General features: G+C 72.1%; 12 protein-coding genes. 7 read left to right on the top strand and 5 right to left on the bottom strand.

Annotated elements, in window-relative coordinates:
- Positions 1-78 precede the first annotated feature (78 nt).
- From ACIA8R_RS23360 to ACIA8R_RS23350, 3 genes are read left to right on the top strand one after another with little or no spacing between them, the layout of a single operon-like run.
- Positions 79-555, top strand: coding sequence for an Lrp/AsnC family transcriptional regulator (locus tag ACIA8R_RS23360; RefSeq protein WP_357707211.1), 477 nt, complete (start codon positions 79-81; stop codon positions 553-555).
- 40 nt (positions 556-595) lie between these two features.
- Positions 596-1,507, top strand: coding sequence for an ATP-binding cassette domain-containing protein (locus tag ACIA8R_RS23355; RefSeq protein ID WP_364099693.1), 912 nt, complete (start codon positions 596-598; stop codon positions 1,505-1,507).
- Positions 1,504-2,265, top strand: coding sequence for an ABC transporter permease (locus tag ACIA8R_RS23350; protein ID WP_357707208.1), 762 nt, complete (start codon positions 1,504-1,506; stop codon positions 2,263-2,265). Before ACIA8R_RS23355 ends, ACIA8R_RS23350 begins: the two co-directional genes overlap by 4 nt.
- A gap of 43 nt (positions 2,266-2,308) precedes the next feature.
- Here the strand turns inward: ACIA8R_RS23350 and ACIA8R_RS23345 are convergent, their stop codons facing one another.
- The gene (locus tag ACIA8R_RS23345) at positions 2,309-5,536 is read right to left on the bottom strand and encodes a BTAD domain-containing putative transcriptional regulator (RefSeq protein ID WP_397040288.1); all 3,228 of its coding nucleotides are present in this window, start codon (positions 5,534-5,536) and stop codon (positions 2,309-2,311) included.
- Between the two features lie 222 nt (positions 5,537-5,758).
- Between ACIA8R_RS23345 and ACIA8R_RS23340 the strand changes: the two genes are divergently transcribed.
- On the top strand, positions 5,759-6,556 hold the full coding sequence (locus ACIA8R_RS23340) for a hypothetical protein (protein ID WP_397040286.1): 798 nt from the start codon (positions 5,759-5,761) through the stop codon (positions 6,554-6,556).
- 14 nt (positions 6,557-6,570) lie between these two features.
- Positions 6,571-6,831 (top strand): hypothetical protein, encoded by a 261-nt coding sequence (locus ACIA8R_RS23335; RefSeq protein WP_397040284.1) that lies wholly within the window; start codon positions 6,571-6,573, stop codon positions 6,829-6,831.
- Here the strand turns inward: ACIA8R_RS23335 and ACIA8R_RS23330 are convergent.
- Together ACIA8R_RS23330 and ACIA8R_RS23325 are read right to left on the bottom strand one after the other, a co-directional pair.
- Positions 6,812-7,411 (bottom strand): hypothetical protein, encoded by a 600-nt coding sequence (locus ACIA8R_RS23330; protein ID WP_397040282.1) that lies wholly within the window; start codon positions 7,409-7,411, stop codon positions 6,812-6,814. The genes ACIA8R_RS23335 and ACIA8R_RS23330 overlap by 20 nt on opposite strands.
- A gap of 147 nt (positions 7,412-7,558) precedes the next feature.
- Complete coding sequence (locus ACIA8R_RS23325) at positions 7,559-8,950, bottom strand: selenium-binding protein SBP56-related protein (protein ID WP_357707201.1); 1,392 nt, start codon at positions 8,948-8,950, stop codon at positions 7,559-7,561.
- A gap of 106 nt (positions 8,951-9,056) precedes the next feature.
- On the opposite strand from ACIA8R_RS23325, the gene leuE reads away from it, so the two are divergent.
- Positions 9,057-9,710, top strand: a complete 654-nt coding sequence (leuE, locus tag ACIA8R_RS23320; RefSeq protein ID WP_357707199.1) for a leucine efflux protein LeuE — start codon at positions 9,057-9,059, stop codon at positions 9,708-9,710.
- 202 nt (positions 9,711-9,912) lie between these two features.
- Positions 9,913-10,554 carry a VC0807 family protein gene (locus ACIA8R_RS23315; protein WP_357707198.1) on the top strand — a complete coding sequence of 214 codons (642 nt, stop codon included), beginning with the start codon at positions 9,913-9,915 and terminating at the stop codon, positions 10,552-10,554.
- On the opposite strand, the gene ACIA8R_RS23310 is transcribed toward ACIA8R_RS23315, so the two are convergent.
- Complete coding sequence (locus ACIA8R_RS23310; protein ID WP_364099710.1) at positions 10,462-11,430, bottom strand: hypothetical protein; 969 nt, start codon at positions 11,428-11,430, stop codon at positions 10,462-10,464. The two genes, ACIA8R_RS23315 and ACIA8R_RS23310, sit on opposite strands and share 93 nt — an antisense overlap.
- 16 nt (positions 11,431-11,446) lie before the next feature.
- Complete coding sequence (locus ACIA8R_RS23305; RefSeq protein ID WP_397040279.1) at positions 11,447-12,622, bottom strand: sensor histidine kinase; 1,176 nt, start codon at positions 12,620-12,622, stop codon at positions 11,447-11,449.
- Positions 12,623-12,682: the final 60 nt, after the last annotated feature.

The raw sequence follows: 12,682 nt of genomic DNA, 5'->3' as shown, positions 1-12,682 counted from the left end.
GCACGACCGGCGGGTCTGACAACACCGCTCGCCGTATGCTGCCGATCTGACAGCCGAATGGGCTTTTGGGAGGCGAATATGCCGGCACGTCGCCGCGGGCTCGACGATCTGGACCTGCGTGTCCTCCGCCTGATCGCCGACCGGCCGCGCAGCGGGCTGCTGGAGATCGCCCGGCTGCTCGGGGTGGCGCGCGGGACCGTACAGGCCAGGCTGGACCGGATGGCCGCGGACGGGGTGATCACCGACTACGGCCCGAACCTGTCCCCCGCCGCCCTCGGCTACCCGGTGCAGGCGTTCACCACCCTGGAGGTCGAGCAGGCCGCCCGCGAGCACATCTCCAGGACCCTGGAGTCCATCCCCGAGCTGCTCGAAGCCTGCATCGTGACCGGTCCGGGCGACGTGTGGTGCCGCATCGCGGGCCGCGACAACGAGCACATCCAGCGGGTCATCGACCAGATGCTGACGATCCCCGGCGTGCGCAGGAGCACCACGGTCATCACGCTGTCGACCGTGGTGCCGCACCGGGTCCAGCCGCTGGCGGCGGCTGACAGGTAGCTGCCAGGGCGCTGCCAGCGTGCCCCTCGACAGTAGGGACATGACATACGCGATCGAAGCGGAAGGGCTCGTCAAGCGGTACGGCGACAAGACCGCGCTGGACGGCGTCGGCCTGCGGGTCAGGACCGGCACCGTGCTCGGCGTGCTCGGCCCCAACGGCGCGGGCAAGACCACCGCCGTACGCATCCTGGCCACCCTCGCCGCCCCTGACGCCGGCCACGCCACGGTCGGCGGGTACGACGTCGTCACCCAGGCCCGCCGGGTCCGCGAGCTGATCGCCCTGACCGGCCAGTACGCCTCGGTCGACGAGAAGCTGACCGGCACCCAGAACCTCGTGCTCGTCGGCCGCCTGCTCGGCCTGTCCAGGGCCGCCGCCAGGGTCAGGGCCGCCGAGCTGCTGGCCAGGTTCGGCCTGGAGGAGGCGGCGGGCCGGGCGGCCGGCGGGTACTCGGGCGGCATGCGCCGCCGGCTCGACCTGGCGGTCAGCCTGGTCAGCCGGCCCCGGATCCTGTTCCTGGACGAGCCGACCACCGGCCTCGACCCGCGGGCCCGCGGCGACCTGTGGGACGTCGTCAGGGAGCTGGTCGCGGACGGGGTGACGGTCCTGCTGACCACCCAGTACCTGGAGGAGGCCGACCAACTCGCCGACGACCTGCTGGTGGTCGACCGCGGCCGGGTGGCGGCGAGCGGCACGCCGGCCGAGCTCAAGGCGCTGGCCGGCGGCCACCGGCTGGACGTCCGGCCGCTGCGCGCCGACGACCTGGAGAAGGCCGGCTCGATCCTCGGCGTGGCGGCCGTGGACGGGCTGCTCAGCGTCCCCGTGCACGACCTGGCCGCGCCACCCGACCTGCTCGGAAGGCTGGACGACGCCGGGATCGTGCTGGCCGAGCACGCCCTGCGCCTGCCCTCCCTCGACGACGTCTTCCGCACACTCACCGGAGCAAGCTCATGACCACCGCGCTCTCCCAAGGGCTGACGCTCGCCTGGCGCAGCCTGATCCCGCTGAGGAACAACCCCGGCCAGCTCGCCGGGCTGCTGCTCCAGCCCGTTTTCATGATCGTCATCTTCGTCTACCTGTTCGGCGGGGCGGCCGGGGGTGACCGGGCCGGGGCGGTGTCGTACATGCTGCCCGGCGTGCTCGTCCAGGTCGCGCTGATGGCGACGATCACGACGGGCATGAACCTGGCCACCGACATCGGCAACGGCGTGTTCGACCGGTTCAGGACCATGCCGATCGCCAGATCGGCGCCGCTGGCCGGACGGATCATGGCCGACCTGCTGACCCTGCTGATCACCATCGCCATGTCACTGGCCGTGGGGTACGCCGTCGGCTTCCGCGTGCGGACCGATCCGCTGAGCGCGCTGGCCGGGGTCGGCCTGGTGCTGCTCATGGTGACGGCCCTGAGCTGGGGGTCGGCCTGGATCGGGCTGGTGGCCAAGTCGGTCGCCTCGATGCAGGGCATCGCCACGGCCGTGCTGCTGCCGCTCACATTCGGCAGCAGCGCCTTCATCCCCGCCACCGACCTGCCGGGCTGGCTGACCTGGTGGATGGGCGTCAACCCCGTCTCGCACCTGGCCGGAGCCCTGCGCGGCCTCATGGTGGGCGGTCTGGCGGCCTCCGACGTGTGGATCACGCTCGGCTGGGCCGCCGCGCTGCTCGCCCTGTTCGCGCCCTTCGCCCTGCGCGCCTACAACCGCAAGGTCCGGTGATCGAGACCGCTTCGCGGGGCCGGGGCCGGACGGCACGCTCTCCCTATGTGGTGCCGCCGACCAGCGAGTGGAGGTCGTCCAGCGACAACGCCGCGCCCTCGGCGAAGCGGCGGCCGAAGAGCTCCTCGCCCAGTGCCTTCTCGGCCGCCGCGCGTCCCTGCGCGGTCTCGGGCGAGGTGTCCTGCGGGACGAACGCCGACGCGCCGCCGAACAGCACCGCCGCCCGTTCCTGGTCACCCGCGGCCTGCGCCGCCAGCGCGAACCCGGCCAGCGTCATCGACAGCAGCGGGCGGTCCGGGCGGACGTGCCCGAGCACGTCGAGCGCCTGGCGGTGGCGGGCGAGCGCGGCCTCCAGGTCGCCGGCGCGGGCCAGCACCCTGCCGTAGGACGTCAGGTACATCGCCGTGAGCTGCGGCACCTGGGGTGCCGCCGCCACGGCTCCGCTCATGTCCCGGTAGATCGCCAGGCTCCTGTCCAGGTCGCCGCGCCGCGTCTCGTACGCGGCCTCGCCCAGGCCGAGCAGCACCAGCGTCCACGGGGACGTCTCCTCCCCCACCCGGGCCCTGGCCAGGGCCAGGTCGGCGCCCGCGCCGTCCAGGTCGTCCACCCGCAGGCGGACCTGGGCGAGCCGGATCAGGGTGGAGATCGACTCGTCGTCGCTGACCCACTCGCTGGTCAGCGACCAGGTCTCGGCGATCAGGTCGTCGGTCGGGGCGCCGCGCTCGGCCCGCAGGTCGGCCAGCCCCAGCAGCGCCTCGCTCAGCCCCCACCGGTCGCCGAGCCGCCTGAACCCCTCGACCGCCTGCTCCAGCTCCCGTTCCCGCTCCGACGCCGAGCGCATCCGGCCACCGATCATCAGGGCCGCGGACGACAACCACAGGTCGTCGCTGCCGGCGTACTCGCCGAGCAGCGCGGCCGCCTGCTCGTCCCGTCCGGCCGCGGCGGCCATGACGACCCTGCTGATCAGCAGCAGCGGGTGCACGGGCCCCTCCTGGACGGCCCGCTCCACCAGCGTGTCCATCCGGGTCGACAGCTCGGTCATGGCCGCGCGGTCGTTGCTGATCGTCCCGAACATGTCGATCCCGTAGGCGAACATGCAGGCCGTGTACGCCGCGGCGAGCCCCGGGGGCGGCGTGTCCCCGGCCAGGTCGAGCGCCTGCACGGCCCACGCCGCGCTCTCCCGCCGGTAGCCGCACATCCACCAGTACCAGTTGAGCGCCCCGCACAGCCGCAACGCGGGCCCGGCGTCCCCCCGGTCGATCAGCCAGCGCAGCGCCGCCGCGAAGTCGTCGCGTTCGGCCGCGAGCCGCTCGATCCACTCCACCTGCCTGGCGGTACGCAGCTCGGGCACCGCGCGTTCGGCCAGGTCGAGCAGGTGGAGGGCGTGCCGGTCGCGGTACTCGGCGGTCTCGCCGGCCTCGGCCAGGCGTTCCAGGGCGTAGGCGCGGATGGTCTCCAGCATCGAGTAGCGGCCTTCGGGCGAGACGCGTACCAGGGACTTGTCGGCCAGCGCGCCGAGCACGTCGGCCGTGCCGCCGCACACCTCCTCGACGGCCTCCAGGGTCGCGCTGTCAGCGAACACGCCGAGCCGCCTGGCCAGCACACGTTCCCCCTCGTCGAGCAGGTCCCAGCTCCACTCGACGACCGCCCTCAGCGTCTGCTGGCGCGGCAGCGCGGTACGGCTTCCGCCGTCCAGCAGCCTGAACCTGTCGTCCAGGCGGTCGGCGAGCTGGCGTGGCGTCATCGTCCGCAGCCGGGCGGCGGCCAGCTCGATCGCCAGCGGCATCCCGTCGAGCCTGCGGCAGAGCGCGACCACGGCCGCCGCGTTCTCCTCGTCCACGGCGAACGACGGCCGGGCCGCCGCCGCCCGGTCGACCAGCAACCGCACCGACGGGTACGCCGTCGCCTCGTCCGCCCCGGCCCCCACCGGCGGCGGTTCGAGCGGCGGGAGGGGCACCAGCCGCTCGCCCGGCACGTTGAGCGGCTCCCTGCTGGTGGCCAGCACCCGCAGCGCTGGGCACTCGTCGAGCAGCCGCTCCACCAGCACGGCCGCCGCCGTCACCACGTGCTCGCAGTTGTCCAGCACGACGAGCAGGGGCCGCCCGCCCAGCGCCTCGGCGACCTGCTCGACCACGTCGCGGGCCTCCTCGGGCGGCCGGTAACCGGGACGGTCGTCGCGCAGGCCGAGCGCGTCGAGCACGGCCCCGGGCACACCGGCCGGCTCACTGACGGGCCCCAGCTCCACCATCCACGCCCCGGCCGGCCACCCCCCACGCGACTCCGCGACGGGCTCCCCGGCGGGTTCCCCGACGATCCGCCGTCCATCGCGCCATCCGGCCGTCCGGGGCGTGCCGGCCTCCCCGGCCGGCGTGCCGGGGCCTTCCGTCACTGGTCCGCGGGGTTCCGGGGCGAGGCGGAGGGCCGCTTCGGTCGCCAACCTGGTCTTGCCCGCGCCGCCGGGGCCGACGAGCGTCACCAGCCGGTCCCGCCCGAGCAGGTCGGTGAGCCGTCCGAGCTCGGCCTCCCGGCCGATGAAGCTGGTGCGCGGCTTGCGTACGTTTCCCTTGGGCCTGCTCCTGGGCCAAGCGGCCGGAGGCGGTTCGGCCGACAACACGGCCAGGTGCGCGGCCCGCAGCTCGGCGCCGGGATCGACGCCCAGCTCGTCGGCCAGCCGGTGGCGGGTGCGCTCGAACATCTCCAGCGCCTCGGCCTGCCGTCCCGACGCGGCCAGCCCGCGCATGGCCAGCCCGACCAGCCGCTCGCGCAACGGATGCGCCGCCACCTCGGCGGTGAGCTCGACCGGCCGCCCGTCCGCCAGCAGGCGCTCGGCCCTGGCCTCGACCGCCGCCAGCCGCTCCTGCTCCAACGCGGTCGCCACGTCGGCCAGGTACGGGACCGACGTCAGATCCGCCAGCGCCGCCCCCCGCCACAACGCCAGCGCCCGTTCGGGGTCCTCGCCCGCCAGCCGCCGGAACGCCAGCGCGTCCACCTGTTCGGCGGGCAGCGCGAGGGCGTACCCGCCGGGGCGGCTGTCGATCACCTCGTCCGGCCTGAGCGCCGCCCGCAGCCGTCTGACCAGCGTCTGCAGCGCGTTGGCCGCGTTGGCGGGCGGCTCCTGCGGCCAGAGCACGTCGATCAGGCGCTCGGCGGTGACCAAACGGCCCGCTTCGAGCGCCAGCACGGCCAGCAGCGCCCGCAGCCGGAGACCACCGACCGCGACCGGCCCTCCGTCGCCCTCGACCTCCAACGGCCCCAGGATGGATATCCGCACGCACCACATCCTGCCCTGCCTGCGAACATGCTCAGGTAGAGGTTTTTCTACCGCCCTTTCTTCCACGGATAAGTTCTTTCCACCGTCAAGCGCCTGCTGTCCGTTATTTGTCAGCACACAGTGTCATCAGACGCTAACGTTCCGCGCATGATCTCCCTCCAACACGAAGCGCTGCATCGCGTCTTCCGTGACAATCCAGAGCTCTACACGAGCGTCTTCAAGGTGCTCGACATCCCCTTCCCGTCCCCGACCGAGGTCGCGGTGGTGGACACCGACCTGACCGAGATCAAGCCGATCGAGCGGCGCGCGGACACGATCATGATGTTCACGTCCCTGGAGGGACGGCACGTGGTCATCAGCGAGTCGCAGTCGAAGCCCGACGAGCGCAAGACCGCCGCCTGGGCGCACTACATCAGCCACGTGCACGTCAAGTTCAACTGCCCGGTGACGCTGCTGGTGATCTGCCAGGACGAGGCGACCGCCACCTGGGCCGCCGCCCCCAAGACGATCGGCCTGCCGGACTGGCCGACCCTGTCCGTCCGCGCGGTCGTCGTGGGCCCGCACAACATCCCCGTGATCGACGACCTCGCCGAGGCGGTGAACGACGTGGTGCTCACCATGTTCTCGGCGCTCACCCACGCCCGTTCCGGCGAGGTCACTGCCATACTGGAAGTCCTGGCAGACGCCTTGGACACCACTGACACCACCAGCGCCGGACACATCGCCGAACAAACCGAAGTAGGCCTCGGAAACACCGACGCCCGACGAATCTGGAGAGATCTGATGGCGACCAAGACCTACCGCTACCAGTCCGAGTACGCCCAAATGCTCCGCGCCGACGGCGAAGTCCGAGCACTGCTTCTGTTGCTCGACCACCGTGGTGTGGTGGTTCCCGACGCCGCACGGAAGCGCATCATGTCCTGCACCGACACCACCCTGATCGAAACCTGGATCGGCAGGGCCGTCCACGCGACCAGCCTCTCCGACATCTTCGGCGTGGACGACGAGCAGCAGGAATAGGGCTGACGACGCCCATGACCTACCGCTACCGATCCGAGTACGCCGAGATGCTCCGCGCCGAAGGCGAAGCGGTGGGCCTGGCGCGCGGCACAGCCAAAGCGCTGCTGTCGCTGCTTGAGCGCCGTGGTGTGGTGGTTCCCGATGACGTGCGGGAGCGTGTCGTCTCCTGCACCGACTTGGCCGTGATCGAAACCTGGATCGGCAGGGCCGTCCACGCGACCAGTCTCTCCGACGTGTTCGACGACGGCGGTCCGGTCAGGCCTGGAGGAGTGTGAGCACGCCGGCGCCGATCAGGGCGACGGCCCACATGCGGTCCACGTTGAACCAGGCCCGGCGCAGGATCGTCAGGCCGAGCACCTCGTAGACCACCACGGCCACGACGCCGGCCACCACGAACATGGCCAGCGTGTGGAGGGCCGCCACCGCCAGTCCGCCTGAGACGGCGTGGCCCGCGTGGCCCTCCGCCCGCATCCCGGTGAGGACGGGCAGCAGCATCAGGCCCGCGCCGTGGGCCGACGACATCAGGAACGACCACCCGGCGAGCTGGCCGAGCGACAGTCGCATGCCCACCCAGCGGAAGTGGCGGTTGGACAGCAGCCGCCACAACCCGAACGCCACCAGTACCAGCCCGCCGATCACCGGCAGCGCCGCGCCCGTCACCACGGAGCCGGTGGCGGCCACCACCAGGGCGACCAGGGCCACCGACGCCAGGTGGCCCAAGGCGATCACGGGGAGCGACTGCAGCAGCAGGTCACGGCTGCGCTCCTGGAGACCGCGAGCCACCGCGAAGAGCCAGCCCATGGCCGGGTTCAGACCGTGGAAGGCCCCGAGCAGCAGGACGGTCGCGGTGCTCATGGCAGGCATGGTCACGGTCGGCAGAACCTCACCTCGGGCGGGACGACGGGAAGCCGGAACTCGCAAGGGGCAGAGCGACGGAGAGCAGGAACCCGTCAAGGGCGGGACGATGGGGGCGTCGGGGCGGAACCTTGGCCGCGGGTGGGGTCAGGGGTAGCAGTAGGAGTCGGAGGAGGCGTCGCCGCCCTGGAGGCGTACCTGGTGGGGGCGCAGGCCGCGGAAGGCGTCGCCGTGGGGGAAGAAGCGGGTGTCGAAGGTGAAGGAGTCGGCGTCCACCTTGGCGAGCCAGGCTCCGACGCCCTCGGGGTAGAACTGGTCGTCCCAGGAGCCGTACAGGGAGTTGGTGAGGTAGACGCGGCGGCCGTCGCGGCTCACCTCGACCATCTGGGGGCCGCCGCGCAGCGGCAGGCCGGGTTCGGCGGGGTGCGGGGTGCGCCGGGTGATGCCGCCGATGCGCAACGACCCCAGTTCGACCGGCTTGTACGGGTCCGAGACGTCGTACTGCTTCAGCTCCCCGGTGCCCCAGCACGAGACGTAGAGGCGCTGGTCGTCCACGGACAGGGCGATGTCGGTGACCAGCGGCGGCACGGCGGCGAACGGCTGGAGCACCGGCGGCAGCAGGGCGGGATCGGCCGGCTCGGCGGGGATGGTGATGACCTGCCGCGCCTGCCAGCGACCGTCCTCGTGGAACCACAGCCAGACGGAGGCCGACAGGTCCTCCACGCTGGTGACCACGCCGACGAAGCCGTACAGGCGGGTGGGGTCGTGGGCGGGGCGCAGCTCCAGCGGCATCTGGTACTGGTCGCCCAGATCCACCTCCTGGACGTGCTTGCGCTTACGCAGGTCCCAGAAGTGCAGTTTGTGGCCGTACTTGCGGCCGAGCAGCAGTTCTCCGACCACGCCGTCCTCGATCATGGACGGCGTGCCCCACTCGGAGGTGATCAGCACGTCGTGGTTGATGTGCCACCAGAAGTCGTAGGCCAGGTACTGCGGCCCCCGGTCCAGCTCCCACCGGCCGAGCACCTCGAAGGAGGTGTGGTCGAGCACGGCGATCCCGCCGGGCCCCTCGGCGCCGTCCGCGCCGCCGAGCGCCGAGACGTACAGGCCCTCGGGCCCGCAGTGGACGGTGTGCGGGCGGGAGTAGCCCGCCCGCCTGGCCAGGGACTCGGCGTCGATCACCTTGACCAGCTCGGGGCTGACCCGGTCCTTGGTGTCGTAGATGTGGATGCGCGAGGAGCGCAGCCCGGGGACGACCAGGTAGCGCCGCTCGACGTGCGGGTGCGGCGCGTTCGGGCACAGGGCGCTGCTGCAGGCGTTCCAGCCGAAGTGGTGCAGCTCGTCGCCGGTGCCGGGCAGGTCGGTCCAGCCGACGATCGTGCCGTAGGCCGGGGAGGCGGGGTCGGTGTCGAGCACGGCCAGCGCGTCCGGACGCTGCGCCGACCTGTCGAAGGCGGCGACGTAGGCCAGCTTCTCCACGGGGGCCTCGACGGCGTCGCGCGGGGAGGGGTAGAACGTGGGGTCGGGGGTCCAGAGTGCCATGACACCAGATATTCACGAGTATCCCTACTCGGTCAATAGGCATGTGCGTCGCAATGAGCGACCACCAGGCGACTGAATCGGCATATATCACGCGATACCGTTAAGCGTGTTCTTCGGTATCACGGACGTCTGGACCTACGTCGTCGGCGCCTTCTTCATCGTGCTGCTCCCCGGCCCGAACTCCCTGTACGTCCTCAGCTTCGCCGCCCAGCACGGCGTCCGGCAGGGCTACCGGGCCGCGATGGGCGTGTTCCTCGGCGACACCGTCCTGATGGTGCTCGCCGCCGCCGGGGCCGCGTCCCTGCTGCGCGCGACGCCCGTGCTGTTCACCGTCGTCAAGTACGCGGGCGCCGCCTACCTGGCCTGGCTCGGCTTCCAGATGATCCGCGGCGCGGTACGGGCCTGGCGGGCCGGTCCGGCGACGACGGCCGACGCCGCGGCGGCCCCCGTACGTCAGGCGCGGCCGTTCCGCAAGGCCCTGACGATCAGCCTGCTGAACCCGAAGGCGATCCTGTTCTTCCTGTCGTTCTTCATCCCGTTCGTGGACCCCGGTTACAGCGCCCCCTGGCTGTCCTTCCTCATCCTGGGCGCGGTGATCCAGGTCTTCAGCGTGCTCTACCTCACCACGCTGATCTTCTCCGGAACGTTCCTGGCCGCCCAGTTCCGCCGGCACAAGAAGCTCAGCGCGGGCCTGACCTCGGGCGTCGGCGCGCTGTTCCTCGGATTCGGCGCCAAGCTCGCCACGGCGTCACTCGGCTGAAAGCCGGGTTCAAGGGTGGACTGGTTTCGTATGGAACAGCTGGAACGCGTCAAAAGCGGCAGTCCTACTCACCGGGCTCCGGTACGGTAGGCCACCGGCCTTCGGGGTCGCACTCGTCGGTGACGACGACCGGTCCATCCGGCAAGCCTTGACCCCCGAAGCCCGGGTAGACGCTGATCGTCGGCCTATCTGCGGAGCAGCCTTGAACCACCATCCGGTCGCCCTCCCCCGTCTGACCGCGCTCGCCCGTCAGGCGGCCCCCCGCCTGCTCGAAGGCGTGGTCGCCCCCCTGCTGGTGTTCTACCTCGCCATGGTCGTGCTGGGCTTCAAGTGGGCCCTGGTGGCCACGGTCTCCTGGGTGTACCTCGGCGTGGCCTGGCGGCTGGTCAGAGGGGTCAAGGTGCCCGCCACCATGTTCCTGGCCGCGTTCGCGATCACGGTACGGGCCCTGGTGTCGTTCTGGACGGGCACCTGGATGTGGTTCTTCATCCAGCCGGAGCTGGGCACGATCTGCATCAGCATGGTGTTCCTGGCCTCCGTCCGGCTCAACCGGCCGCTGGTGCAGAAGCTGACCCTCGACTACATCCATCTGCCGTCGGCGGTGCTCAAGCACGAGCGGGTGCGCAGGTTCTTCGCCAGGATCACGCTGCTGTGGGCGTTCGTGCTGCTGGCCAACTCGACGCTGAGCATCTTCCTGGCCGTCTACGAGAAGCTGGAGGGCTCGCTGGGCGCGTTCATGGTGCTGCGCACCTCAGCGGTGGCCGTGATCAGCGGGCTGGCGATCACTTTCTCGATCCTCGCCTTCAAGCGCGTCCTGGCCCGGCTGCACGTGGCCCACGCCTGACCGTTCGGCCAGCAGGAACGCTCCGCACATCCCCATGACCAGCCCGGTCAGCATGCCGAACAGCTCGGCGAAGTCCGCGACGCCCGTGCCGCCGTAGGCCAGCGGGCCGCCCGTGGACCGGACGATCATCGAGAACAGCCCCCAGCCGAACAGCGAGCCCGACCCCAGCCAGGCCAGAACCAGCGGCCGCCAGAACGGACCGTTCCCGCGCCGCCTGACCAGGGCCACGAGCGCGGCCGCCCCGCCGACCGCCAGCACGGCCTTCACCCCGTTCTGGATCGCCTGGGCGGTCCCGTCGAACGCCAGGACGACGCGCAGCACCGCCACGGCGGCCGCCGCCAGGAGCGCACCCCAGGCCACCACCTCCTGCAACGACCGGGTCGCACTCGGGAAGGGCGAGCGGACCGGGGTGACGAAGACGGCCGGCCAGCGGTCGCGGGCATAGAGGGAGAAGGCCGTCATGAGGGCCAGGCCCAGGGTGATGAAGCCGCCGTAGACGACCAGGTAGACCCACGTCCGGATGGGGCCGCCGCTGAAGACGTCCAGGCCGCCGACCAGCAGGATCAGCGGGGTCGTGACGGCCAGCACCGACAGCAGGCCGGTGCCCACCCACAGTGGCAGCAGCACCAGCCAGGCGGGCAGCCGCATGCCCCAGCGCATGGTGAAGGCCAGCGCCAGCAGCAGGCCGACGGCCTCCATGGCGAAGGTCAGCGCGTTCATCCCCATCATCTGCCCGCCCTCCATGAGCGCGGGGTCGGAGACGCCGACGGAGTCGCCGGTCAGCCAGAGCGTCTTGATCGTGAGATAGGGCAGCGTGGCGGCGACCGCCACGATCGCGGCGGTGAGCCGGCCGATGCCCGCTCGCTGTTCTGTCATGCTCCGATCGTGCGGCTCAGGCGGGCTCTTCTCCTCCCGAGCGGCGGGGATCCGCCTCCCCCGCGTGGGGGAGCTCGACGGCCAGGCTGAAGCCGTTGCCGTCGGGTCCGGCGGTCAGCGTGGCGCCGGCCAGCCGTACGCGCTCGCGCAGCCCCGCCAGGCCCAGCCCGCCGGACCGGGCGCTGGGACGCGAGCGCGGCGGGCCGTTGCGCACGACCACCCGGTGCGGCGCGACCGACACGGCGACCGCCGCCCCGGGCGCGTGCTTGGCCGCGTTCGTGAGCCCCTCCTGGACGACGGCGTGCGCCAGCTCGGACGACGCCCCCGGCGCCAGGTCGAGGGTGATCGACATGCCGGAGTCCCGGGCCCGGCCGACCAGCTCGGCGACGTCCTCGTCCACCGGGGACAGCGGGGCCGCCTCGGCCTCCTCGCGCAGCAGGCCGATGATCTGGCGCAGCCGCTCGGTCGCGTCGGCCGCCGCCATGCGCAGCTCGCCGGCCGCCCTGACCTGGGCCGGGCCGAGGCCGGGGGCGACTTCGAGCCCGCCGGCGCGGACCGCGATCAGCGCCAGGTCGTGGCCGAGCGAGTCGTGCATCTCGCGGGCGATCCTGGCCCGCTCGCGCAGCCGCGCCTGCGCCTCGACCGACAGCCGCGCCTGCCGCCGTTGCTGGAGCAGGCCGCGCCGGAGCAGCCCCAGCAGGTACGGCACCGCGTACGTGCCGACGAGCCCGGTGCCCATCGACACCCACAGTGCCAGGTCGCCGCCCTGGACCAGCACGACCGCGCACCCGACGGCCGTGATCAGGCAGAACAGGGCCCCCGCGGGCCACAGCCGGGCCATGCGCCGGCCGGTGAGGTAGGCGTACCAGATGATGAACGGCGAGGTGGCGAGCAGCGGGAGGATCTTCACGTCGCGCCGGGGCAGCAGCCACGTCAGGTCCACCGTCGCGAAGCCGTCGGTGAAGCGCCACGGGCCGAGCGGCAGCAGCAGCACCAGCGCCGCCAGCGGCCAGGGCCGGCCCACGAGCACGGCCAGCGCGGCGAGGCCCACCCTGGGCAGGGTCACCATCGCGAACGCGGCAGGGTCGACGAACGGGTCGGGGCCCATGGCGGTCACGAAGATGCTCAGGACGACCCAGAGCAGCAGGTCCGAGACGACCTGACGGCGATTCTCACGGCGCAGACGGTTCACGCACCGACGGTATCCGCCGCCGGCCGGGGCGCGTCCCGCCCGAAGGTCATCCGGCACCCC

Origin of the sequence: Nonomuraea sp. NPDC051191, assembly GCF_044455665.1 — a bacterium.
In the GTDB taxonomy this organism is placed as follows: Bacteria; Actinomycetota; Actinomycetes; order Streptosporangiales; family Streptosporangiaceae; genus Nonomuraea.
Note: the sequence above shows the minus strand (reverse complement) of the source record. Positions and strands in the feature narration are given on the sequence as shown.